The organism is Klebsiella sp. JN_Kp126 (genome assembly GCF_033843325.1).
Lineage (GTDB): Bacteria > Pseudomonadota > Gammaproteobacteria > Enterobacterales > Enterobacteriaceae > Klebsiella > Klebsiella michiganensis.
On sequence record NZ_JAWXQV010000085.1, the window covers coordinates 91,468 to 113,696 of the forward strand.

The window sequence follows — 22,229 nt, forward strand, 5'->3', positions numbered from 1 at the left end:
CGCCTTAGTCCAGACCCAGGATCCCGCGCAGCTGGGCCAAATCTTCCGCCAGCGTGGTGATCGGGCCTTTCAGCGCGTTACGATCGGCATCCGTCAGCTTGTCATAGGTCTCAAAGCCATCTTTGGTGCGGTATTTGCTGAGAATGGCGTCCACCTTTTTGAAGTTGGCATCCACCTTCGCCAGCAGCGCGCTGTCCTCTTTTTGCAGCTGGGGACGCAGCAGGTCGACGATTTTCTGCGCGCCGTCAATGTTGGCCTGGAAATCCCACAGGTCGGTATGGCTGTAGCGATCTTCTTCTCCGCTGATTTTGCTGGCGGCCACTTCTTCAATCAGACCGGCCGCGCCGCCGACCACTTTTGACGGCGGGAACGCCAGTTCGCTAATGCGTTTTTGCAGCTCGAGAACGTCAGCGTTCAATTGATCGGCATAGTTATCCATTCCCTTGACGCTGTTATCGCCAAACAGCGCTTTTTCCAGCCGGTGGAAGCCGGTGAATTTCGGATCTTCGGCTTTTTTCTCGTAGTCATCCTCGCGGGCGTCAATGCTGCCATCGAGATCGGAGAACAGTTCGGCGATCGGTTCAATACGTTCATAGTGCTGGCGCGTCGGCGCGTACAGCGCTTTCGCCTTCTCGATATCGCCCGCTTTCACCGCATCGGTAAAGGCTTTCGTGCCGCTAACCAGCTCCGCGGTCTCGGCGGTGACCCAGGCTTTATAGGCGGTAATGGCTTCACCCAGGCTGAGCAGCGCATCGGCTTTGGCGGCATCTTTGGTCGCCTCGCCGGTCACCGTCAGTTTGCCTTTCGGGTTAGTCAGCAGGCCGCAGGTCATATCATATTCACCCGGCTGCAGGTTGGCCGTCAGCTTTTGCGTAAAGCCGGGGGCGATATTCTCCCGCTCTTCCACCACCATCACCCCTTTCAGAATCTCCCACTCCAGCGCTTTCTGGCTGTGGTTCTGAATGATGAACTGGGTTTTACCCGCCTTCACGGTGACGTTCATCGGCTCGCACTGTTTGTCGGTGACGGTCACTTTGACCTGCGGAATATCGGCCGCCTGGGCGTAAAAAGCCGAGCTGAACAGCGCAGCAAGCGTAAGCTGCAGCGCATTACGACGAAAATGATTCATCATGACCATCCCTTTCGATAAGTATGTTGTCACTATTGCAATCCGCGATGCCCGACTACGCTGCCCGGGATGCGGTGGTTTTTTTACCCGGCGGCGAGACGTACAGCACCAGCGCCGGGATCAAATAGATAAAGTAGACCGCCACTTCGCTGACGGTCGGCGTTTCCTGATAGCCGAAGATCCCTTCCAGCAGCGTGCCGAATAGGGTGTGCGTCGAAATGACGTTGCTGAGGTCGAAGGCGACCGCCTGGAAATGGTTCCACAGTCCGGCCTCATGGAAGGCGCGGATAGCCCCCGCGGCGAGGCCTGCGGCTACCAGTAAAATAAACAGGCTGGTCCATTTGAAAAAGACGGCGAGATTCATGCGGATGCCGCCCCAGTAGATCAGGAACCCTAAAACGATGGCCGTCGCCAGGCCGAGCATCGCGCCGATGGGCGGCCAGATTCCGACATCCTGCTGGAAAGCGGCGAGCAGGAAAAAGACCGATTCCAGGCCTTCACGCGCGACGGCGAAAAAAACCATCATCACCAGCGCCCAGCCGTGGTTATTTCCGCGCTGGAGGGCATTATCAACCGCCTGCTCAAGCTGCTGTTTGACGTTGCGCGACACTTTACGCATCCAGAACACCATCCAGGTCAGAATGCACACCGCCACCACCGCCACGATGCCTTCGAACAGCTCCTGCTCGCGCTGCGGAAACTCGCCGGTGGTTTCGTTGATAAAAATGCCGAGGCCCAGGCACAGCGCCGCCGCAAGCAGCACCCCAATCCACATGACGCCAATCCAGCTACCGCGCTGGGTGCGTTTCAGATAGCTGGCAATCAGGCTGACAATCAGCGCAGCTTCAAGGCCTTCACGTAACATGATGAGAAATGGGACAAACATGCCAACACCCTTAAATGTGAACCGCAGTCAACTGATGCAAAGATAGGTAAATATTTATGATAGTGATTATCATTACAATAATCAGAAACACAAGTGAAATGTGGAGTGAATGATGACGATTTGTAAATCAGTCGCGAACAAATAATGACTTGCGCGATTATCTCGCAGCCCAGGCCCCTCGGGGCAGGAGGACGGGATTTTTTGCGCCAGATATTTACCCGGCTGCCCAGCTGTGGCTAAATGGCGGCCTTATTGACCTGCGAAATAAACGACATGACTCAATTCTTGCACTTCCTGCTGGCGCTGGTGGTTATCCTCGCCCTTGCCTGGCTTGCCAGCTACGACCGTAAAAAAATCCGCATTCGCTATATTATCCAGTTAATTATTATTGAAGTTGCCCTGGCTTTCTTTTTTCTCCACGCCGAAAGCGGCCTGTGGCTAGTGAAAAATATCGCATCCTTTTTTGAATCACTGCTCGGCTTTGCCGCCGAAGGCACCAACTTTGTATTTGGCGGCATGAGTGAAAAAGGGCTGGCGTTTATTTTCCTTGGCGTGCTGTGCCCCATTGTCTTTATCTCCGCGCTCATCGGTATTCTTCAGCACTGGCGTATTCTGCCAATTTTTATTCGCCTGATTGGCACCCTGCTGTCAAAGGTTAACGGTATGGGTAAGCTGGAGTCCTTCAACGCGGTCAGTTCGCTGATTCTCGGTCAATCAGAGAACTTTATTGCCTATAAAGGCGTGCTCGGCGATCTCTCTTCCCGCCGCCTGTTCACCATGTCGGCCACCGCGATGTCGACGGTGTCGCTCTCCATCGTCGGCGCTTATATGAGTATGCTCGACGCGAAATACGTCGTCGCCGCGCTGATCCTGAATATGTTCAGCACCTTTATTGTGCTGTCGATCATTAACCCGACGCGTCCGGGCAGCGAGGAGGAGATCAAGCTTGAAAAACTGCATGAATCCCAGAGCTTCTTTGAAATGCTCGGTGAATATATTCTGGCCGGTTTTAAAGTCGCGATGATTATTCTGGCGATGCTGATTGGTTTTATCGCCTTAATTAGCGCCATAAATGCCCTGTTCGCCACGATATTTGGCCTGAGCTTCCAGCAGATCCTCGGCTACGTCTTTTATCCCCTGGCGTGGCTGATTGGCATTCCGCTTAGCGATGCGCTGAACGCCGGGAGTATTATGGCGACGAAACTGGTGGCCAATGAATTTGTCGCCATGATTGAGCTGCAAAAAATAGCCGCCAGCATGACGCCGCGCGGGCTGGGAATTTTATCCGTGTTCCTGGTTTCCTTCGCCAACTTTGCCTCTATCGGCATTATCGCCGGGGCGATTAAAGGCCTGAACGAGCAGCAGGGGAATATCGTTTCCCGCTTCGGCCTGCGCCTGGTGTATGGCGCAACGCTGGTCAGCCTGCTCTCCGCCAGCTTTGCGGGGCTGGTACTGTAACCGAAGCGCGTTTGGCCTGTTACCCCGGGGTAACAGGCCCGCGTAGCTATGTAGCCCGGGTAAGGCGTTAGCCGCAACCCGGGAATATCACCTGATTCAAATTAAAAATGTACGCAGACCGGCTGGTCAACGCGCATCACCGACTCCTGAGCAAAGCGTGATTTATAGGTCGTGCGCAGCGCCTCAATCCCCTCTTCGCTCTTCGCATCTTTGCCGTGAATCAGCATCAGCGCTTTGCTCTGCTCGCGCGCCACGGTACCGTCATTGCCCAGCCACTGCCCGCGCGCGTCAAAGACCGTCAGGCCATCGCGAAAGCGCGGCGTCACGTCGCGGTCAACGAACTGCTGCCACTCCTGCCCGGTGATATCCTTCCCGGCCGGACGGCTTAAGCCGAAATAAAGCGTGGTTTGCACCATGGCGTTATCCGCCGGGCAGGCGTTAGCGTCCGCCGCCGGAGCCCTCTTCGCGGCGGGCGCTACGCAGCCGCTTAATATCCCTGCCAGTACCAGCGCCACTGCACCCTGTTTGAAACTCATTTTGCTACCCTCATCGTTATTTGTGCTGAGATATCAGCGTATTTTCAAGCCATTAGCAAGAGGCATAAATAACAAAGCCCGCATTACGCGGGCTTGATGGGGTTGCGGAGGATTACTCGGCGGTCGCGCGCACCGGCGGCGCAGAGTGATAATGGGCGTCCGCTTCGGCGAAGCGTCGCTGCATCTCGGCGGAGGGCGCTTTACCCAGCAGGCTGAAGACCACAATCCCCAGGCTACCAAAGATAAAGCCTGGGATGATTTCATACAGGCCCAGCCAGCCGAACTGCTTCCAGATAATGACCGTTAAGGCGCCGATGATCATCCCGGCCAGCGCACCGTTACGGGTCATTCGTGACCACATCACCGAGAACAGCACCACCGGGCCAAACGCCGCGCCAAAGCCTGCCCATGCGTAGCTCACCAGACCCAGCACGCGGTTTTCCGGGTTAGCCGCCAGGGCGATCGCAATTAACGCGACGAGCAGCACCATAAAGCGTCCTACCCATACCAGCTCTTTCTGCCCGGCATTTTTACGCAAAAACGCTTTATACAGATCTTCCGTAATCGCGCTTGAGCACACCAGCAGCTGGCAGCTCAGGGTGGACATCACCGCCGCCAGAATCGCCGACAGCAGGATCCCGGCAATCCACGGGTTGAACAGAATCTGCGCCAGTTCGATAAAGACGCGTTCGGCGTTCTGATTAACCGCACCGGCAAGGGCCGGGTAGTTATTGAAGTACGCAATACCAAAAAAGCCGACGGAACAGGCACCCGCCAGGCAGAGGATCATCCAGGTCATGCTGATGCGACGGGCGTGAACGATGCTGTGATGCGAATCCGCCGCCATAAAGCGCGCCAGAATATGCGGCTGACCAAAATAGCCCAGGCCCCAGCCCATCAGCGAAATAATCGCCACGAAGTTCAGGCCCTTGAGCATATCAACGTTCTCAATGCTCTTTTGCTTAATCACTTCCAGGGAATCGCCAAACCCGCCGACGGAAATCACCACCATCACCGGCGTCAGGATCAGGGCGAATATCATCAGGCTGGCCTGAACGGTATCGGTCCAGCTTACCGCGAGGAAGCCGCCGACAAAGGTATAAATAATGGTTGCCGCCGCACCGGCCCACAGCGCGGTTTCGTAGCTCATGCCAAAGGTGCTTTCAAACAGACGCGCGCCGGCCACAATACCGGAAGCGCAATAGATGGTGAAAAATAACAAAATGACCAGCGCCGAGATAATTCGCAGCACGCGGCTTTTATCTTCAAAACGGCCGGTGAAATAATCCGGCAGCGTCAGGGCGTTATTATTCGCCTCGGTATGCACCCGCAAACGCCCCGCCACCAGCTTCCAGTTAATCCATGCGCCTAACGTCAGGCCAATGGCAATCCAGCTTTCGGAAATACCGGAAATAAATATCGCCCCCGGTAGCCCCATCAGCAGCCAGCCGCTCATATCGGAGGCTCCTGCGGAGAGCGCGGTGACGAATGGGCCAAGGCTGCGGCCGCCGAGAATATAATCATCAAAGTTCTTTGTCGAGCGCCAGGCAATAAAGCCGATGAGTACCATGCCAAAAATATAAACAATAAAAGTCACCAACATGGGTGTGCTAATAGCCATGTAAAAATCTCCAGAATTTTTGTCGACAGCGTCCAAATTTGTCGTTTTATCCACTACCGGAACGGGGCAATGGCCTATTGGTTGTATTGGGCGACCGTATCCTGACGGAAGCTTTGTTTTTTCACAAACGATTTAACACAGCATTTACACGAAATGCTTCCGGGACCAAACTTCATTTTGTTATAGGTTGCACTCTCTCACGTTTTTAGCGGTTGCACCACGCAAAAGTGTTAAGTGACGCATAGAAATACCTTATTAGACAGGGGATAAATACCTGCTATTTTCATCATCATTTTTAACATTCCCGGCATTTTTCTACCTGCCACACAATTCTCAATTAACAAGGTTGCACAAAGTTGCAACATGGTAGATATTTCTACGCAACCTCATCTTGGCACGAAGACGTTCTATTACAGGAGTTCCTGACATGGGCACCACCACCATGGGTGTAAAACTTGACGACGCGACGCGTGAACGCATTAAATTCGCGGCGAGCCGTATTGACCGCACGCCGCACTGGCTGATTAAACAGGCCATTTTCAACTATCTGGAAAAGCTGGAAAACGACGAGACGCTGCCGGAGCTGCCGGCGCTGCTGTCAGGCGCGGCGAACGAAAGCGATGAGGCCGGTCATCCGGCTGACGAACCTTATCAGCCCTTCCTCGATTTCGCCGAGCAGATCCTGCCGCAGTCCGTTTCCCGCGCGTCGATCACCGCCGCCTGGCGCTGGGCCGAAACCGACGCCGTGCCGATGCTGCTGGAGCAGGCTCGCCTGCCGCAGACTCTCGGCGAACAGGCGCACAAGCTCGCCTATCAGCTGGCGGAGAAGCTGCGCAATCAGAAAACCGCCAGCGGCCGCGCCGGAATGGTGCAGAGCCTGCTGCAGGAGTTCTCGCTCTCCTCGCAGGAAGGTGTGGCCCTGATGTGCCTGGCGGAAGCGCTGCTGCGCATTCCCGACAAAGCCACCCGCGATGCCCTGATCCGCGACAAAATCAGCAACGGCAACTGGCAGTCGCATATCGGCCGCAGCCCGTCGCTGTTCGTCAACGCCGCCACCTGGGGGCTGCTGTTTACCGGCAAGCTGGTCTCCACCCACAACGAAACCAGCCTGTCACGCTCGCTGAACCGTATTATCGGCAAAAGCGGCGAACCGCTGATTCGTAAAGGCGTCGATATGGCGATGCGCCTGATGGGCGAGCAGTTCGTCACCGGCGAAACCATCGCCGAAGCGCTGGCCAACGCCCGCAAGCTGGAAGACAAAGGCTTCCGCTACTCCTACGATATGCTGGGCGAAGCGGCGCTGACCGCCGACGATGCTCAGGCCTATATGGTCTCCTACCAGCAGGCGATCCACGCCATCGGCAAAGCCTCCAACGGACGGGGCATTTATGAAGGACCGGGCATTTCGATTAAGCTCTCCGCGCTGCACCCGCGCTACAGCCGCGCCCAGTACGACCGCGCGATGGAAGAGCTTTACCCGCGCATGAAATCGCTGACCCTGCTGGCGCGCCAGTACGATATTGGTATCAACATTGACGCCGAAGAGGCCGATCGCCTGGAGATCTCTCTCGATCTGCTGGAAAAACTCTGCTTTGAACCGGAGCTGGCGGGCTGGAACGGGATTGGCTTTGTGATCCAGGCCTATCAGAAACGCTGCCCGTTCGTGATTGACTACCTGATCGACCTCGCGACCCGCAGCCGTCGCCGCCTGATGATTCGTCTGGTCAAAGGCGCCTACTGGGACAGCGAAATCAAACGCGCGCAGATGGACGGTCTCGAAGGCTATCCGGTCTATACCCGCAAGGTCTACACCGACGTCTCCTATCTGGCCTGTGCGAAAAAGCTGCTGGCGGTGCCGAGCCTGATCTATCCGCAGTTCGCGACCCATAACGCCCACACCCTGGCGGCAATTTATCAGTTGGCCGGACAGAACTACTACCCGGGACAGTACGAATTCCAGTGCCTGCACGGCATGGGCGAGCCGCTGTACGAGCAGGTGACCGGTAAAGTCGCCGATGGCAAACTCAACCGCCCGTGCCGTATCTACGCGCCGGTCGGCACCCACGAAACGCTGCTGGCGTATCTTGTGCGTCGTCTGCTGGAAAACGGCGCCAACACCTCGTTCGTGAACCGGATCGCCGACAGCACCCTGCCGCTGGATGAACTGGTTGCCGACCCGGTCGCCGCGGTGGAAAAACTGGCCCAGCAGGAGGGCCAGGTGGGTCTTCCGCACCCGAAAATCCCGCTGCCGCGCGACCTTTACGGCAAAGACCGCAGCAATTCAGCCGGTCTGGATCTCGCCAACGAGCATCGTCTGGCCTCCCTCTCCTCCTCGTTATTAAACAGCGCGCTGCATAAATGGCAGGCGCTGCCGATGCTGGAGCACCCGGTGGCCGAAGGCGAAATGCAGGCGGTCGTGAACCCGGCAGAGCCAAAAGATATCGTCGGCTACGTGCGCGAAGCCAGCGAGGACGAAGTTCAGCAGGCGCTGACCAGCGCGGTTAACAACGCGCCAATCTGGTTCGCCACCCCGCCGCAGGAGCGCGCGGCGATCCTCGAACGCGCCGCGGTGCTGATGGAAGGCCAGATGCCGACCCTGATGGGCATCCTGGTGCGCGAAGCGGGGAAAACCTTCAGCAACGCGATTGCCGAAGTGCGCGAAGCGGTGGACTTCCTCCACTACTACGCCGGTCAGGTGCGCAACGATTTTGACAACGAAACCCATCGCCCGCTGGGCCCGGTCGTCTGTATCAGCCCGTGGAACTTCCCGCTGGCGATCTTTAGCGGACAAATTGCCGCCGCGCTGGCTGCAGGCAATACCGTGCTGGCAAAACCGGCCGAGCAGACGCCGCTCATCGCCGCTCAGGGCGTGGCGATCCTGCTGGAAGCGGGCGTACCGCCGGGCGTTATTCAGCTGCTGCCGGGCCGCGGAGAAACCATCGGCGCCGCGCTGACTTCCGACGAGCGCGTACGCGGCGTGATGTTTACCGGCTCAACCGAAGTCGCCACCCTACTGCAGCGCAATATCGCCAGCCGGCTGGATGCTCAGGGTCGTCCGACGCCGCTGATCGCCGAAACCGGCGGCATGAACGCGATGATCGTCGACTCTTCAGCATTAACCGAGCAGGTGGTTGTCGACGTGCTCGCCTCGGCGTTCGACAGCGCGGGGCAGCGCTGCTCCGCCCTGCGCGTACTCTGCCTGCAGGATGATATCGCCGATCATACGCTGACCATGCTGCGCGGCGCGATGGCCGAGTGCCGGATGGGCAATCCGGGCCGTCTGACCACCGATATCGGGCCGGTGATTGACGCCGAAGCCAAAGAGAATATTGAGCGCCACATCCAGACGCTGCGCGCCAAAGGGCGCAAAGTCTTCCAGGCGGTGCGCGAAACCGGCGAAGATTCCCGCGAGTGGACCAGCGGTACTTTCGTTCCGCCGACGCTGATTGAGCTCGACAGCTTCGATGAGCTGAAAAAAGAGGTCTTCGGCCCGGTGCTGCACGTTGTGCGCTATAACCGCAACGAGCTGGACGGGCTGGTCAAACAGATCAACGCCTCCGGCTACGGTCTGACCCTCGGCGTGCATACCCGTATTGACGAAACCATCGCTCAGGTCACCGGCAGCGCCAACGTCGGCAACCTGTACGTCAACCGTAATATGGTCGGCGCCGTGGTCGGCGTGCAGCCGTTCGGCGGCGAGGGCCTGTCGGGTACGGGTCCAAAAGCCGGCGGCCCGCTGTATCTGTATCGACTGCTCTCCAGCCGCCCGCAGAACGCCGTCGGGATTACCCTCGCCCGCCAGGACGCGGAGTATCCGCTGGACGCGCAGCTGAAGACGCTGCTGGAAAAACCGCTGGTCGCTTTACAGCAGTGGGCGGCGGATCGCCCGGAGCTGCAGGCTTTGTGCCAGCAGTTCAGCGAGCAGGCGCAGGCCGGAACCCAGCGTCTGCTGCCGGGGCCAACCGGCGAGCGCAACACCCTGACCTTTATGCCGCGCGACCGCGTGCTGTGCGTGGCCGATAATGAGCAGGATGCGCTCACCCAGCTGGCGGGCGTGACCGCCGTTGGCTGCGAAGTGCTGTGGCCGGACGCCCCTCTGCAGCGCGAGCTGGCGAAAAAGCTGCCGCGTGAGGTCAGCGCGCGGATCCACTTCGCCAAAGCGGAATCCCTGACGACCGAGCCTTTCGATGCGGTTATCTACCACGGCGATTCCGATCAGCTGCGGGAGCTGTGCGAACAGGTGGCGGCGCGCGGTGGCGCGATCGTGTCGGTGCAGGGCTTCGCCCGCGGCGAGAGCAATCTGCTGCTGGAGCGCCTCTATATTGAACGTTCGCTCAGCGTCAATACCGCCGCGGCCGGCGGCAACGCCAGCCTGATGACGATTGGCTAAGCCCGCTTCCCGGGTTGCGGCTGATGCCTTACCCGGGCTACCCAACCACAGCCCGCACTATCAGTAGCCCGGGCAAGGCGCTTTGCGCCGCCCCCGGGAAAGCAGACGGCACAACGTCAGCTAATGACACCAGACGCAGGCTGTGGTTAATTAAGGCTCCCGGACGGGAGCTTTTTTTATGGGAGTTGACCAATGAAACGCACTTTACTCGCTTTTGCCGCGCTGCTGGCAAGCACCCATGCGCTGGCGGACGAATGCAGCAACGCCAGCAATCAAACGGAAATGAACCAGTGCACCGCCGAGCGGTACCAGGCTGACGACAAAAAACTAAATGAAACGTACCAGGAAGCGCTGAAGCGCGCCTCCGGCAAGCAGCAGGAGTTGCTGAAAAAAGCGCAGCTGTCGTGGATTGCCCTGCGCGACGCCGACTGTCAATTCCTCGCCTCCGGCGCTGAAGGCGGCAGCGTACAGCCGATGCTGATCAACCAGTGCATGTCCGATAAAACCGTCGAGCGCGAATCGTTCCTCGCCTCGCTGCTGCAGTGCGAGGATGGCGATCAGAGCTGCCCGCTGCCGCCCGCCAATTAACGTACGCGAATCCCTTCGATAATCATCCGCTGGACGTTATCGACGGTTTGCTGAAAAAACGCCTCATCGCGCAGCGTCGCGCCGGTTACCGCCTCAACCTGAGTGGCGAAATCGGCGTAATGCTGTGTGGTCGCCCAGATCATAAAGATCAGATGCTGCGGGTCAACCGGCGCCAGCCTGCCGCTCTCGACCCAGCCGGAAATAATCGCCGACTTTTCATCCACCAGCGCTTTCAGATCGCCGGTCAGCTCGCCCATCAGCAGCGGCGCGCCCTGCAGCATCTCCAGGCAGAACAACCTTGACGCCTGCGGGTGATCGCGGGAAACCTCCAGCTTAAGGCGGATATATTCGCCGATGGCCACCAGCGGGCTGATATCTTCGCGAAAGGCCTTTAGCGGCGCCAGCCAGATAGCCAGAATCTGCTGCAGCACGGCAATATACAGCGCCTCTTTCGACGGGTAGTAGTAGAGCAGGTTCGTTTTCGATACCCCGGCCAGTTCGGCGACCTGCTCAAGCCGGGTACCGTGGATACCAAACTGCGAGAACGCGTCCAGCGCGGCGGCCAGGATAGCCTCTTTTTTCGCGCTCACCGCCTGTGAGCGTTTGCCGATCTTTTTCACGCCGCCCTGTGCCATTCGTTATCTCCTTCTTTTCACGCCATCAGCATAGCAAAAGCCCAGCGCCGACACGACTCTCTGCACCCTGATTGCGCACGACTGCGGTTTTTTCGTGCACCAATTTTGACCATTCAGTCCACTTTTATTGCTGCTATTTTCGGCAACCATCCAGCAACACCTTAATAACATTAGCCTTTGCAAAACTGGCATCGCCTTTGCTTTATCTTTCAGGCGAGGTGATTGAGGGAGATGCAGGATGCAGCGCCGCGCCTTCTTGTTCAACGACATGCAGAGAGGTAGGTATGAAAATTGGTGTCTTCGTTCCGATTGGTAATAACGGCTGGCTGATTTCCACCCATGCTCCCCAGTACATGCCGACGTTCGAGCTCAATAAGGCCATCGTGCAAAAAGCCGAACACTACGGCTTCGATTTCGCGCTGTCGATGATTAAACTGCGCGGCTTCGGCGGCAAGACCGAATTCTGGGATCATAATCTGGAGTCCTTCACCCTGATGGCCGGACTGGCGGCCGTCACTTCGCGCATTCAGATCTACGCCACCGCCGCCACGCTGACGCTGCCCCCGGCGATCGTCGCGCGCATGGCCTCGACTATCGACTCTATCTCCGGCGGCCGCTTTGGCGTCAATCTGGTCACCGGCTGGCAAAAGCCGGAATACGAGCAGATGGGCATCTGGCCGGGCGACGACTACTTCGCCAGCCGCTACGACTATCTCACCGAATATGTCCAGGTCCTGCGCGACCTGTGGGGAACCGGGCGCAGCGACTTTAAAGGCGACTACTTCACGATGAACGACTGCCGCGTCAGCCCGCAGCCGTCGCAGCCGATGAAAGTGATCTGTGCCGGGCAAAGCGACGCCGGTATGGCGTTCTCCGCCCGACACGCTGACTACAACTTCTGCTTCGGCAAAGGGGTCAACACCCCTGCCGCCTTCGCCCCCACCGCCGCGCGGATGATGGAGGCGGCGGAAAAAACCGGCCGCGACGTCGGTTCCTACGTCCTGTTTATGGTGATTGCCGACGAAACCGACGAGGCGGCCCGCGCCAAATGGGAGCATTACAAAGCCGGCGCCGATGACGAAGCGCTGGCGTGGCTCACCGAACAGAGCCAGAAAGACACCCGCTCCGGCAGCGACACCAACGTGCGCCAGATGGCCGATCCCACCTCGGCGGTCAACATCAATATGGGCACCCTTGTCGGCTCTTACGCCAGCGTCGCCCGCATGCTCGACGAAGTAGCGGCGGTCCCCGGCACCGACGGCGTGCTGCTGACGTTTGATGATTTCCTTATCGGTATCGAAGCCTTTGGTCAGCGCATTCAGCCGCTAATGCGCTGCCGCGACCATATCGCCACCATGACTCAAGAGGTTGCCTGATGATTACCCTGCCCGCTCGCCCGGAATCCCTGACCTTTGCGCCGCAGCAGAGCGCGCTGATCGTTGTCGATATGCAGAACGCCTACGCCAGCCAGGGCGGCTATCTCGACCTCGCCGGATTTGACGTTTCCGCCACCCGCCCGGTTATCGACAATATCAACGTCGCCGTGGCCGCCGCGCGCGCCGCCGGGATGCTGATTATCTGGTTCCAGAACGGCTGGGACGACCAGTACGTGGAGGCCGGCGGCCCCGGTTCGCCGAATTTTCATAAATCCAACGCGCTGAAAACCATGCGAAAGAACCCGGAGCTGCAGGGCAAGCTGCTGGCGAAAGGCGGCTGGGACTATCAGCTGGTCGATCAGCTTAAGCCGCAGCCCGGCGATATCGTGCTGCCGAAACCGCGCTACAGCGGCTTCTTTAACACCGCGCTCGACAGCATTCTGCGCAGCCGCGGCATCCGCCATCTGATCTTTACCGGTATTGCCACCAACGTCTGCGTGGAATCGACCCTGCGCGACGGCTTCTTCCTCGAGTATTTCGGTATCGTGCTGGAAGACGCCACCCATCAGGCCGGTCCGGCGTTCGCCCAGCAGGCGGCGCTGTTCAATATCGAAACCTTCTTTGGCTGGGTCAGCGATGTCGCCAGCTTCTGTACCGCCCTTGAGCCCGCCGCGCCGCGCGCCTTTTCCGAGGAGAAACGTTATGCCTAAACAGGTGATTATTCCGCCAGGCACCACTACGCCTATCGCCCCGTTTGTCCCGGGCACGCTGGCCGACGGCGTGGTTTACGTCTCCGGCACCCTGCCGTTTGATAAGCAAAACAACGTGGTTTATATCGGCGACCCAAAGGCGCAAACCCGCCACGTGCTGGAAACCATCAAGAGCGTTATCGAGACGGCGGGGGGCAGTATGGCGGATGTGACCTTCAACAGCATCTTTATCACCGACTGGAAAAACTACGCCGCGATTAATGAGGTCTACGCGGAGTTCTTCCCCGGCGACAAACCGGCGCGTTTCTGTATTCAGTGCGGGCTGGTGAAGCCCGATGCGCTGGTGGAAATAGCCACCGTCGCGCATATCGGGAAGCCGGCATGATGAAGCTAAATGTCTCCCCGGCGCCTTATCCGGGCGCACCGGTGGTGGTTCTGAGCGCCGGGCTCGGCGGCGCGGGCGGCTACTGGCTACCGCAGCGGGCGGCGCTCGAACCGCACTATCAACTGGTGAGCTATGACCATAACGGCACCGGTGAAAACGGCGGCCCGCTGCCCGTCGGCTACAGCATGGCGGCCATGGCGCAGGAGCTTAACGCGGCGCTGCAGGAGGCGGGGATTGTGCGTTTTGCGCTGGTCGGTCACGCCCTGGGCGCGCTGATCGGTCTGCAGCTGGCGCTGGACCATCCCGAAGCGATAAGCGCCCTGGTGCTGGTGAACGGCTGGCTGACGCTCTCCCCGCATACCCGCCGCTGCTTTCTGGTGCGCGAACGCCTGCTGCACGCGGGCGGCGCGCAGGCGTGGGTAGAAGCGCAGCCGCTGTTCCTCTATCCGGCGGAGTGGATGGCTTCTCGCCTGCCGCGGCTGGAGGCCGAAGACGCGCTCGCCATCAGCCATTTCCAGGGCAAAGAGAATTTACTGAAAAGGCTGAACGCCCTCAAGCAGGCCGACTTTTCGCGGCGGGCGGCAGCGATAACCTGCCCGACGCTGATTATCAGCGCCGCTGACGATCTGCTGGTCCCGGCCTCCTGCTCCCGCGTGCTGCAGGCGGCAATCCCCGGCAGCCAGCTGGCGGAAATGGCCTGGGGCGGCCACGCCTGCAACGTTACCGATACCGCCACCTTTAACCCTATTTTATGCGACGGGCTGGCCGCGATGCTGCCCGCCCCCCAGGAGAATCTATGAGCGAAGCCATTAGCCCGGCCGCCTGCGCCGCGCTGTTTACCGAGGCCCGAACCCACAACGGCTGGCTGGACAGGCCGGTCAGCGACGAGCAGCTGCGTGAAATCTACGCCTTGCTGAAAATGGGACCGACCTCCGCTAACTGCTCCCCGGCGCGCTTCGTTTTCATCCGTACACCGGAAGGCAAAGAGAAGCTGCGCCCGGCCCTGTCGAGCGGCAACGTTGCGAAGACCCTGCAGGCGCCGGTCACCGCTATCGTCGCCTGGGACAACGCGTTCTATGACCGGCTGCCGGAGCTGTTCCCTCACGGCGACGCCCGCAGCTGGTTTACCTCCAGCCCGCAGATGGTGGAAGAGACCGCCTTTCGCAACGGTACATTGCAGGCGGCGTACCTGATTTTCGCCTGCCGCGCGCTGGGCCTGGACACCGGCCCCATGTCGGGCTTTGACCGCGAAAAAGTCGATGCGGCGTTTTTTGCCGACGGCGCCTGGAAAAGCAACCTGCTGATTAATATCGGCTACGGCGATCCCGGCAAGCTGTACGCTCGCCTGCCGCGTCTGCCTTTTGATGATGCCTGCCAGCTGGCATAAGGAGCCCGCATGTCTACTGCCGATAAACAAAGCTTTCGCGACGCCATGGCCCACGTCGGGGCGGCGGTCAACATCATCACCACCGATGGTCCCGCAGGCCGCGCCGGCTTTACCGCCAGCGCCGTCTGCAGCGTTACCGACGCGCCGCCCACGCTGCTGGTGTGCCTGAATCGCTCCGCCTCGGTGTGGCCGATCTTCAGCCAGCACCAGGCCCTGTGCGTCAACACCCTGGCGGCCGGCCAGGAAGAGCTCTCGAACGTTTTCGGCGGTAAAACGCCGATGGCGGAGCGCTTCGCCGCCGCCGACTGGCAAACCGGCGCGACCGGCTGTCCGCGTCTGGAAGCGGCGCTGGTCAGCTTCGACTGCCGCATCAGCCAGATCGTCAGCGTCGGAACTCACGACATCCTGTTTTGCGAAGTGGCGGCGATTGTACGCCATCCGGAACCGCGCGGACTGATGTGGTTCGACCGCGGCTACCACACGCTGATGCGTCCAGCCTGTTAACCCTAAACCCAGGATCTCATCATGGCTCTCTTCGATTTTCCTCGCTGGCAGTTAACCTCCCCCTCCGCCGCGTCCGGCGTCGTGGCCCCCGATGAACGGCTGTCGGTCGGGCAAACCGTGGTGATGGGCGTTCAGCACGCGGTGGCGATGTTTGGCGCGACCGTCCTGATGCCAATCCTGATGGGGCTGGAGCCCAATCTGTCGATCCTGATGTCCGGCATCGGCACCCTGCTGTTCTTTTTGGTTACCGGCGGGCGCGTGCCGAGCTACCTTGGCTCCAGCGCCGCCTTTGTCGGCGTGGTCATCGCCGTTACCGGCTTCAACGGCCAGGGGCTTAACCCGCACCTTAGCGTCGCGCTGGGCGGCATTATCCTCTGCGGGCTGGTTTATACCCTGATTGGCCTGGTGGTGATGAAAATCGGCACCCGCTGGATTGAGCGGCTGATGCCGCCGGTAGTCACCGGCGCGGTGGTCATGGCGATAGGCCTTAACCTCGCGCCAATCGCGGTACGCAGCGTATCAGCAACGCCGTTCGACGGCTGGATGGCGGTGCTGACGGTGCTGTGCATCGGCCTGGTCGCGGTGTTTACCCGCGGGATGCTGCAGCGGCTGCTGATCCTCGTCGGGCTGATTATCGCCTGCGCGCTGTACGCGCTGCTGGCCAACGGCCTCGGGCTGGGCAAGCCGCTGGATTTTAGCCTGCTTGAGCAGGCGGCGTGGTTCGGTTTGCCGCAGATGACCGCCCCGACCTTTAACGGCCAGGCAATGATGCTGATCGCTCCCGTGGCGGTGATTCTGGTGGCGGAAAACCTCGGCCACCTGAAGGCGGTTGCCGGGATGACCGGGCGCAATATGGACCCGTATATGGGCCGCGCGTTCGTCGGCGACGGACTGGCAACGATGCTCTCCGGCTCGGTTGGCGGCAGCGGTGTGACCACCTACGCGGAGAATATCGGCGTGATGGCGGTCACCAAAGTGTACTCGACGCTGGTGTTCGTCGCGGCGGCGCTGATTGCGATGCTGCTTGGGTTTTCACCGAAATTCGGCGCGCTGATCCATACCATTCCGGGACCGGTGATCGGCGGCGCATCGATTGTGGTGTTTGGCCTGATTGCCGTCGCGGGCGCGCGAATTTGGGTGCAGAACCGCGTGGATTTGAGCCAGAACGCAAATCTGATTATGGTGGCGGTGACGCTGGTGCTGGGGGCGGGCGACTTCGCGCTTTCGCTCGGCGGCTTTACCCTCGGCGGCATCGGGACGGCCACCTTCGGCGCGATCCTGCTCCACGCTCTGCTTAACCGCCGTCCGCGTGAGGCCGGGCAAACCAACGTCACCCCGGTATGAAAGCGTGCGACGCCAGCAGACCCGTACCGGGAAATCCCCGGTCGCGCTGCGCTTACCGGGGCTACAAAACAGCGTCAACCCGTAGCCCGGTTAAGGCGTTTACGCCGCGAGCCGGGCGTTCCTCCCGCTCAGCGGAACCTGCAAAGTGGAAAAAAAACCGCCGACGTGACGTCGGCGGCGAGGGTGATGGGGTCGGGCCCGGGAGATTAACCCCCATCAGCAACAATCCGGCGCGCTAGCTTTCGCGGCTACCATGACTGTTTTTGCCCCCTTTCTTGCCCGCTTCGGAAGCGCGTTGAGGATCGTTTTTAAAGTTCCCCCCGCTATGCTGGCCACCTTTACGACCTGCTTCTGATGCTCTTTCACGGTCTTCGGCAAAGTTGCCGGCACCGCCACGATGGTTTGCCATTACTGACCTCCATTTAGGTTAGACATCATGCTGCATTAGGTGAAACACGAGGCTCTGGCCTCCGCGATACGGGTTGCGTATCACGTGCTTTTAAGGTTAGCGAAGGAAAGCCGTGCCAGGTGGATATCGTCACATTCTGAAATAGATTTTGTATAAGAACTGCCGCTATTGCGCCGGACGCGCGCTAAGCGACTCTTATGACAGCCTAAAATGGCGCCGCTGAAGATGTATCTTTTTGCAACAGCCCTGAATGTTAGCAATGTTGTTATAAATCAAATAAATGATTGTTGCATTTGCACTCTTCGCCAGAGGTCTTATCTTTAAAGGTAGCCAGTCGACTGGCTGGCTCATAACGCAACCGAGGAGTGATGCAAATGGCTAAGATTCTGGTGCTTTATTATTCCATGTACGGACACATTGAGACCATGGCGCATGCCGTCGCCGAAGGAGCAAACAAGGTAGATGGCGTTGAAGTGGTCGTGAAGCGCGTGCCGGAAACCATGCAGGCAGAGGTTTTTGCCAAAGCAGGCGGGAAAACGCAAAACGCGCCCGTCGCCACGCCGCAGGAGCTGGCTGAGTACGACGCCATCATCTTTGGTACCCCAACCCGTTTCGGCAATATGTCCGGACAGATGCGCACCTTTCTCGATCAGACCGGCGGCCTGTGGGCGTCCGGAGCGCTGTACGGCAAACTGGCCAGCGTATTCAGCTCAACCGGTACCGGCGGCGGTCAGGAGCAAACCATCACCTCAACCTGGACCACGCTTGCCCACCACGGGATGATTATTGTACCGATTGGCTACGGCGCCCAGGAGCTGTTTGATGTTTCGCAGGTTCGCGGCGGCACGCCTTACGGCGCCACCACCATTGCCGGCGGCGACGGCTCACGCCAGCCAAGTGAAGAAGAATTAGCCATTGCCCGCTATCAGGGGCAACACGTTGCGGGTCTGGCAGTGAAATTACACGGTTAATCTTCAGCAGGAGGACAAGCATGCCGAATCAAGAAGCAAAGGCCCACCGCGTGGGTGAATGGGCCAGTCTGCGCAATACGTCTCCCGAAATTGCCGAGGCGATTTTTGAATTAGCCAATTACGATGAAAAGCTGGCGGAGAAAATCTGGGAAGAAGGCAGCGATGAAGTCCTGCCCCTCGCCTTCGCCAAAACCGACAAAGACTCCCTGTTCTGGGGCGAACAAACTATCGAACGCAAGAACGTGTAGCCGGGACAGGTACGCAGTACCGCCTCCGGGAGTTCTTACATGAGCTTCCCGGAGGCGGGGCGTTGCGCCTGTTCGGGCTACAAGACCAGGCTAAACATCGGCAGCAAGACCCGGATTGCTCCGGGTTTTTTATACTCTGCTACTTCGTGGCCTCGGCCATCGCTTTTTTAAAGGTGTCCATCGGACAGAAGCCGTTGTCATCGACCGGACAACCGTTTAGCGCCAGCGTCACCCGCTGCGGCGGCGATTGCAGGGTCAGCGCATCGGCATTGCGCAGCTGTTCGGTACTTTGATACACGTACTCAATCTTCATCAAATCGCGATTGCCGCTCTTATCATGCCAGCGCTGGAACACCAGCTTGCCGCCGATGGGCGTACGTTCGTACTGGTTGTGCAGCTGATAAGGTTTAAAATCCAGCGCCGTCAGCAGCGAGGCGATATTGGAATCGTGCCCCACCAGCAGCGTGACTTTCGCCGCGTCGCCCACCAGCGCGTTATCGATATATTTCACCAGCGGTTTAGCCACGTTGCGCGCCACTTCCGGCGAGGTGAAGAGACTGTCCTGATAGCCGTTTTTCAGCTTCGACAGCACCTGCCACTGCTTATCGCTGGCGATTTCGCCCCACGCCACCTGGTCTTTCGGGAAACCTTCGTAATATTGCAGCGTAAAGGCGTCAACCAGCGAGTTGCCGACTTTAAGCGGCCCGGAAACGCCCGGCTCCTGCTGATATTTGGCGCTAAAGGTATCTTTCGCGTCGCTCAGCGAGCACTGCTGCTTCTCTTTGCAGGACGGGGAGTTACGGTAGTCGGTCATCTCCTCCAGCAGCTTATAGCTTTCGCTCAGCTGCATCCCCTGCCGCTCTTTCTCCATCGCCTGCACCGCCTTTTCGCTAAACGCGGCGGAATCGTCAGTGATCACCGGATTAAACGTCGGGTCCATGGTGCCCATTTTTTCCTGATGGTGCACGGTCACGCCGCAGCCGGGAAACGCGCCGGTGATAAAGAACTGCGCGGTGGCGACGGTGCGCTGCAGGCTATTGGCATAGGCGTAGACCGCGTTCTCCGGCGGGCATTCGCCGCTGGTCACCAGCCCCTGCTGCGCCAGCCATTCGCGCATATAGTGCCCCATATACACTTCCAGCACCCCGCCCTTGGTGGTCAGCTGGCCGCCGGGGACATCCCACTCAGGCCAGGACTTCGGCGTTGATTGCTCCAGCACGCTGCCGTTGTTCGCCAGCGGCGCGCGCAGGTTATGGCGGCTCATGATCAGCACCTGCTGAAGCTGGTACCCTTCCGGTGCCGCCTGTTCCTGCGCCTGGACGCCGGCGGAGAGTAAAATAACGCCGGTCACGGCGGCAGCGAGTAGACTTTTTCTCATCCCTTAATCCTCAGTCAGTGATTATCATCGCCTTAATTGTGACAAATTTATGACATTTTTCCGGGCAATGGCTCGCAAAGTGCGGAAAGAAATACGCTTTCCGCCAGAACGAAGGGAGGCTGAAATCAGAGGGAGGGCGTTACTCCGGTAGCGGTACCGCCGCCAGCGTGCAGATAGCCGCATGCTTGCCGCCGCGATGGTCGACGATCTGCACTTTATCGCCGGCTTTTTTTCCTTCGCAGGGTTTTAACACCTGCTCGACAATACGTTCGCGAATTGACGGGTGCCCGGCGTCAGCCAGGCTATGGAATGAAGTCAGAATCAACAACGGCCCAATAAGACCGATGATATGCTTGTTAAACATTTATTACTCTCAATCCTATTTAAGCGGGCCAAGGGTAGCAGCCTGTGGGGCTCTCGTCTGTAAATTCGCTTAAACGAGTGTAACCCGTTCATTTTTTCACCACACCTTTGCTTTACTCTTCACATTTATTCATGTAAATAATAATTTCAGTGTATTGCTGGCAGTCTATTCTCGTCTGATTCATCGGGTCATCTTTAAGAAATATCCCGATGCTATTATCTCGATATCACGGTATTTTTTCTTCATGTTAAACATAACATTAGGTTAATCTATGTCAGGTATCCTGCTCTTTATCGTCGCGGTGGTTTTGCTGGGAGTAGCCATCTTCAGCCTGGTCTCCTATGTGAAGGATCGGCGCTCTGCACAGCTGCCAACTCATAAGAAAAAGAAATAATACGTCCTCACTATTCTTACCTTCTGCCCCTGCTATCTCTCCCGAGCGCCTGATTTCAAACGAGAATGACAAAAAAGAAGGCAGGCTCAATCGCCTGCCTTTGTGTCGGCGTAAAAAATCGTTACGATTCCCAGGCCTGTTCCGCTTTGGCGCCGTCAAACTGCGGCGGCGGCTTGCGGAAGCGGCGGGTCAGATACGTCAGATACAGCAGCCCGAGACCCGCCCATATCAGACCCAGCGTCAGCGAGGTCGCCTCCAGGTTAATCCACAGTACGCCCACCGTTAGCGCGCCCACCATCGGCAAAAGCAGATAGTGAAAGCGATCTTTCCAGGTTTTGTTAAAACCTTTACGCCGCCAGAAGTGGTTAAATACCGACAGGTTAACGAAGGTAAACGCCACCAGCGCGCCAAAGTTAATCAGCGCCGTGGCGGTGACCAGGTCAAAGAACAGCGCCGACAGCGCGACAATCCCCACCATGATCACGTTCAGCGCCGGGGTACGCCATTTCGGATGGACGTAGCCGAAAATGCGCTCCGGGAAAACGTTATCGCGGCCCATAACGTACAGCAGCCGTGACACGCTGGCGTGCGAAGCCAGGCCTGAGGCCAGGGTATTCACAAACGTCGTGCACAGGAAAATCGACTGGAACAGCTTGCCGCCAACGTAGAGGGCGATCTCCGGCAGCGCCGCGTCCGGGTCTTTAAAACGGCTAATATCGGGAAAAAAGAGCTGCATAAAGAACGAGGCGGCGATAAAAATCACCCCACCGTAGACCGCAGTAAGGAAAATGGCCTTCGGGATCACCCGCGCGGCGTCCGGCGTCTCTTCGGAAAGCGTGGTCACCGCATCGAAACCGAGGAACGAAAAGCAGACTATCGTCGCCCCGGTAATGATCGGAATCAGGTGCGCATTCTGGCTAATAAACGGCTGGAGCGACCAGACGGTGCCCACCCCTTCCCCTTTATGCAACCCCTGCACCACCAGCACGATAAAGACCACCATGATCGAGATCTGCACCAGCACGAACAGGGTGTTGAAGTTCGCCACCAGGTTGACGCTTTTCAGGTTCGCCGCGGTGAGAATAGCCACAAACGTCACCACCCACACCCAGGGCGGCACGTCCGGAAACAGCGCGGAAAGATAAATCTTCGCCAGCAGCACGTTGATCATCGGCAGGAATAGATAATCCAGCAGCGATGACCAGCCCACCATAAAACCGACGTGCGGGCTGATCGACTTCTGCGCATAGGTATAGGCCGAACCCGCCTGCGGAAACTGGCGCACCAGCTTGCCGTAGCTGATGGCGGTAAACAGCACCCCGGCCAGCGCCAGCAGATAGGACGCCGGGACGTGGCCGTTGCTGATGCCGGAGACGATGCCGAAAGTATCGAAAACCGTCATCGGCGTCAGATAGGCGAGGCCCATCATCACCACCTGCCACAGCTTGAGAGACTTGCGCAGGCGCGGTTTTTCCGCCCCGGAGGCGTTATCGAGAGAGGGATTAATAGACATAGC

Annotated in this window: 22 protein-coding genes; 13 read left to right on the forward strand and 9 right to left on the reverse strand. The window is 58.7% G+C overall.

Going from position 1 to position 22,229, the window contains the following annotated elements; all coding sequences use genetic code 11:
- Nucleotides 1–4: 4 nt before the first annotated feature.
- The gene (efeO, locus tag SIK97_RS21605) at nucleotides 5–1,132 is read right to left on the reverse strand and encodes an iron uptake system protein EfeO (protein WP_057173138.1); all 1,128 of its coding nucleotides are present in this window, start codon (nucleotides 1,130–1,132) and stop codon (nucleotides 5–7) included.
- A gap of 52 nt (nucleotides 1,133–1,184) precedes the next feature.
- Nucleotides 1,185–2,015: an iron uptake transporter permease EfeU gene (gene efeU, locus SIK97_RS21610; protein WP_009653546.1), complete on the reverse strand. Its 831-nt coding sequence runs from the start codon at nucleotides 2,013–2,015 to the stop codon at nucleotides 1,185–1,187.
- A 273-nt stretch (nucleotides 2,016–2,288) separates the two neighbouring features.
- Between efeU and SIK97_RS21615 the strand changes: the two genes are divergently transcribed.
- Nucleotides 2,289–3,473, forward strand: coding sequence for a NupC/NupG family nucleoside CNT transporter (locus SIK97_RS21615; RefSeq protein WP_014228804.1), 1,185 nt, complete (start codon nucleotides 2,289–2,291; stop codon nucleotides 3,471–3,473).
- A 101-nt stretch (nucleotides 3,474–3,574) separates the two neighbouring features.
- Here the strand turns inward: SIK97_RS21615 and SIK97_RS21620 are convergent, their stop codons facing one another.
- On the reverse strand, nucleotides 3,575–4,009 hold the full coding sequence (locus SIK97_RS21620; protein WP_057173137.1) for a DUF3574 domain-containing protein: 435 nt from the start codon (nucleotides 4,007–4,009) through the stop codon (nucleotides 3,575–3,577).
- A gap of 112 nt (nucleotides 4,010–4,121) precedes the next feature.
- Nucleotides 4,122–5,630 carry a sodium/proline symporter PutP gene (putP, locus tag SIK97_RS21625; protein ID WP_032749624.1) on the reverse strand — a complete coding sequence of 503 codons (1,509 nt, stop codon included), beginning with the start codon at nucleotides 5,628–5,630 and terminating at the stop codon, nucleotides 4,122–4,124.
- 427 nt (nucleotides 5,631–6,057) lie between these two features.
- Between putP and putA the strand changes: the two genes are divergently transcribed.
- Nucleotides 6,058–10,020 (forward strand): trifunctional transcriptional regulator/proline dehydrogenase/L-glutamate gamma-semialdehyde dehydrogenase, encoded by a 3,963-nt coding sequence (gene putA / locus SIK97_RS21630; RefSeq protein WP_057173136.1) that lies wholly within the window; start codon nucleotides 6,058–6,060, stop codon nucleotides 10,018–10,020.
- Between the two features lie 192 nt (nucleotides 10,021–10,212).
- Nucleotides 10,213–10,608, forward strand: coding sequence for a lysozyme inhibitor LprI family protein (locus SIK97_RS21635; RefSeq protein ID WP_014228800.1), 396 nt, complete (start codon nucleotides 10,213–10,215; stop codon nucleotides 10,606–10,608).
- Here the strand turns inward: SIK97_RS21635 and rutR are convergent.
- Nucleotides 10,605–11,243, reverse strand: coding sequence for an HTH-type transcriptional regulator RutR (rutR, locus tag SIK97_RS21640; protein WP_004849813.1), 639 nt, complete (start codon nucleotides 11,241–11,243; stop codon nucleotides 10,605–10,607). The two genes, SIK97_RS21635 and rutR, sit on opposite strands and share 4 nt — an antisense overlap.
- Nucleotides 11,244–11,527: 284 nt before the next feature.
- Here rutR and rutA point away from each other — a divergent pair, with 284 nt between their 5' ends.
- Genes rutA through rutG form a run of 7 tightly spaced genes read left to right on the forward strand, consistent with a single transcriptional unit; the run spans nucleotide 11,528 to nucleotide 16,949 of the window.
- Nucleotides 11,528–12,619: a pyrimidine utilization protein A gene (gene rutA, locus SIK97_RS21645; RefSeq protein WP_014228799.1), complete on the forward strand. Its 1,092-nt coding sequence runs from the start codon at nucleotides 11,528–11,530 to the stop codon at nucleotides 12,617–12,619.
- Nucleotides 12,619–13,329 (forward strand): pyrimidine utilization protein B, encoded by a 711-nt coding sequence (gene rutB, locus SIK97_RS21650; RefSeq protein ID WP_004849808.1) that lies wholly within the window; start codon nucleotides 12,619–12,621, stop codon nucleotides 13,327–13,329. The genes rutA and rutB overlap by 1 nt, the downstream gene beginning before the upstream one ends.
- Nucleotides 13,322–13,714: a pyrimidine utilization protein C gene (gene rutC / locus SIK97_RS21655; RefSeq protein ID WP_004131297.1), complete on the forward strand. Its 393-nt coding sequence runs from the start codon at nucleotides 13,322–13,324 to the stop codon at nucleotides 13,712–13,714. The genes rutB and rutC overlap by 8 nt, the downstream gene beginning before the upstream one ends.
- Nucleotides 13,711–14,514 (forward strand): pyrimidine utilization protein D, encoded by an 804-nt coding sequence (gene rutD, locus SIK97_RS21660; RefSeq protein WP_057173135.1) that lies wholly within the window; start codon nucleotides 13,711–13,713, stop codon nucleotides 14,512–14,514. Before rutC ends, rutD begins: the two co-directional genes overlap by 4 nt.
- Nucleotides 14,511–15,101 (forward strand): malonic semialdehyde reductase, encoded by a 591-nt coding sequence (locus SIK97_RS21665; RefSeq protein WP_069684206.1) that lies wholly within the window; start codon nucleotides 14,511–14,513, stop codon nucleotides 15,099–15,101. The genes rutD and SIK97_RS21665 overlap by 4 nt, the downstream gene beginning before the upstream one ends.
- A gap of 9 nt (nucleotides 15,102–15,110) precedes the next feature.
- Complete coding sequence (gene rutF, locus SIK97_RS21670; protein WP_004849801.1) at nucleotides 15,111–15,605, forward strand: NADH-dependent FMN reductase RutF; 495 nt, start codon at nucleotides 15,111–15,113, stop codon at nucleotides 15,603–15,605.
- Nucleotides 15,606–15,626: 21 nt separating this feature from the next.
- Entirely contained in the window at nucleotides 15,627–16,949 is a 1,323-nt protein-coding gene (rutG, locus tag SIK97_RS21675) for a pyrimidine utilization transport protein G (protein WP_057173782.1), read from the forward strand.
- Nucleotides 16,950–17,184: 235 nt separating this feature from the next.
- Here rutG and SIK97_RS21680 read toward each other — a convergent pair whose 3' ends face one another.
- Complete coding sequence (locus tag SIK97_RS21680; protein WP_004131287.1) at nucleotides 17,185–17,358, reverse strand: general stress protein; 174 nt, start codon at nucleotides 17,356–17,358, stop codon at nucleotides 17,185–17,187.
- Nucleotides 17,359–17,732: 374 nt separating this feature from the next.
- Between SIK97_RS21680 and wrbA the strand changes: the two genes are divergently transcribed.
- Both wrbA and SIK97_RS21690 read left to right on the forward strand, forming a co-directional pair.
- A complete protein-coding gene (wrbA, locus tag SIK97_RS21685; RefSeq protein ID WP_004100968.1) occupies nucleotides 17,733–18,329 on the forward strand; it encodes an NAD(P)H:quinone oxidoreductase in 597 nt (198 codons plus the stop codon).
- A gap of 20 nt (nucleotides 18,330–18,349) precedes the next feature.
- A complete protein-coding gene (locus SIK97_RS21690; protein ID WP_004849783.1) occupies nucleotides 18,350–18,577 on the forward strand; it encodes a YccJ family protein in 228 nt (75 codons plus the stop codon).
- 139 nt (nucleotides 18,578–18,716) lie between these two features.
- On the opposite strand, the gene agp is transcribed toward SIK97_RS21690, so the two are convergent.
- Together agp and SIK97_RS21700 are read right to left on the reverse strand one after the other, a co-directional pair.
- A complete protein-coding gene (gene agp, locus SIK97_RS21695) occupies nucleotides 18,717–19,955 on the reverse strand; it encodes a bifunctional glucose-1-phosphatase/inositol phosphatase (protein WP_057173783.1) in 1,239 nt (412 codons plus the stop codon).
- A 139-nt stretch (nucleotides 19,956–20,094) separates the two neighbouring features.
- Complete coding sequence (locus SIK97_RS21700; RefSeq protein WP_014838057.1) at nucleotides 20,095–20,319, reverse strand: hypothetical protein; 225 nt, start codon at nucleotides 20,317–20,319, stop codon at nucleotides 20,095–20,097.
- Between the two features lie 271 nt (nucleotides 20,320–20,590).
- Between SIK97_RS21700 and SIK97_RS21705 the strand changes: the two genes are divergently transcribed.
- On the forward strand, nucleotides 20,591–20,713 hold the full coding sequence (locus SIK97_RS21705; protein ID WP_004849777.1) for a small membrane protein: 123 nt from the start codon (nucleotides 20,591–20,593) through the stop codon (nucleotides 20,711–20,713).
- A 121-nt stretch (nucleotides 20,714–20,834) separates the two neighbouring features.
- Here SIK97_RS21705 and SIK97_RS21710 read toward each other — a convergent pair whose 3' ends face one another.
- Entirely contained in the window at nucleotides 20,835–22,226 is a 1,392-nt protein-coding gene (locus tag SIK97_RS21710) for an APC family permease (protein ID WP_014228791.1), read from the reverse strand.
- Between the last annotated feature and the right edge of the window lie 3 nt (nucleotides 22,227–22,229).

Excerpts from the sequence above, each read along its gene's own strand:
- SIK97_RS21700 (WP_014838057.1), bottom strand. The coding sequence starts at position 20,319 with ATGTTTAACAAGCATATCATCGGTCTTATTGGGCCGTTGTTGATTCTG.
- SIK97_RS21680 (WP_004131287.1), bottom strand. The coding sequence starts at position 17,358 with ATGGCAAACCATCGTGGCGGTGCCGGCAACTTTGCCGAAGACCGTGAA.
- rutD (WP_057173135.1), top strand. The coding sequence starts at position 13,711 with ATGATGAAGCTAAATGTCTCCCCGGCGCCTTATCCGGGCGCACCGGTG.
- rutC (WP_004131297.1), top strand. The coding sequence starts at position 13,322 with ATGCCTAAACAGGTGATTATTCCGCCAGGCACCACTACGCCTATCGCC.
- putA (WP_057173136.1), top strand. The coding sequence starts at position 6,058 with ATGGGCACCACCACCATGGGTGTAAAACTTGACGACGCGACGCGTGAA.
- rutG (WP_057173782.1), top strand. The coding sequence starts at position 15,627 with ATGGCTCTCTTCGATTTTCCTCGCTGGCAGTTAACCTCCCCCTCCGCC.
- wrbA (WP_004100968.1), top strand. The coding sequence starts at position 17,733 with ATGGCTAAGATTCTGGTGCTTTATTATTCCATGTACGGACACATTGAG.
- efeO (WP_057173138.1), bottom strand. The coding sequence starts at position 1,132 with ATGATGAATCATTTTCGTCGTAATGCGCTGCAGCTTACGCTTGCTGCG.
- rutA (WP_014228799.1), top strand. The coding sequence starts at position 11,528 with ATGAAAATTGGTGTCTTCGTTCCGATTGGTAATAACGGCTGGCTGATT.
- SIK97_RS21665 (WP_069684206.1), top strand. The coding sequence starts at position 14,511 with ATGAGCGAAGCCATTAGCCCGGCCGCCTGCGCCGCGCTGTTTACCGAG.
- rutB (WP_004849808.1), top strand. The coding sequence starts at position 12,619 with ATGATTACCCTGCCCGCTCGCCCGGAATCCCTGACCTTTGCGCCGCAG.
- putP (WP_032749624.1), bottom strand. The coding sequence starts at position 5,630 with ATGGCTATTAGCACACCCATGTTGGTGACTTTTATTGTTTATATTTTT.
- rutF (WP_004849801.1), top strand. The coding sequence starts at position 15,111 with ATGTCTACTGCCGATAAACAAAGCTTTCGCGACGCCATGGCCCACGTC.
- rutR (WP_004849813.1), bottom strand. The coding sequence starts at position 11,243 with ATGGCACAGGGCGGCGTGAAAAAGATCGGCAAACGCTCACAGGCGGTG.
- SIK97_RS21620 (WP_057173137.1), bottom strand. The coding sequence starts at position 4,009 with ATGAGTTTCAAACAGGGTGCAGTGGCGCTGGTACTGGCAGGGATATTA.
- SIK97_RS21690 (WP_004849783.1), top strand. The coding sequence starts at position 18,350 with ATGCCGAATCAAGAAGCAAAGGCCCACCGCGTGGGTGAATGGGCCAGT.
- SIK97_RS21705 (WP_004849777.1), top strand. The coding sequence starts at position 20,591 with ATGTCAGGTATCCTGCTCTTTATCGTCGCGGTGGTTTTGCTGGGAGTA.
- efeU (WP_009653546.1), bottom strand. The coding sequence starts at position 2,015 with ATGTTTGTCCCATTTCTCATCATGTTACGTGAAGGCCTTGAAGCTGCG.
- SIK97_RS21635 (WP_014228800.1), top strand. The coding sequence starts at position 10,213 with ATGAAACGCACTTTACTCGCTTTTGCCGCGCTGCTGGCAAGCACCCAT.
- agp (WP_057173783.1), bottom strand. The coding sequence starts at position 19,955 with ATGAGAAAAAGTCTACTCGCTGCCGCCGTGACCGGCGTTATTTTACTC.
- SIK97_RS21710 (WP_014228791.1), bottom strand. The coding sequence starts at position 22,226 with ATGTCTATTAATCCCTCTCTCGATAACGCCTCCGGGGCGGAAAAACCG.
- SIK97_RS21615 (WP_014228804.1), top strand. The coding sequence starts at position 2,289 with ATGACTCAATTCTTGCACTTCCTGCTGGCGCTGGTGGTTATCCTCGCC.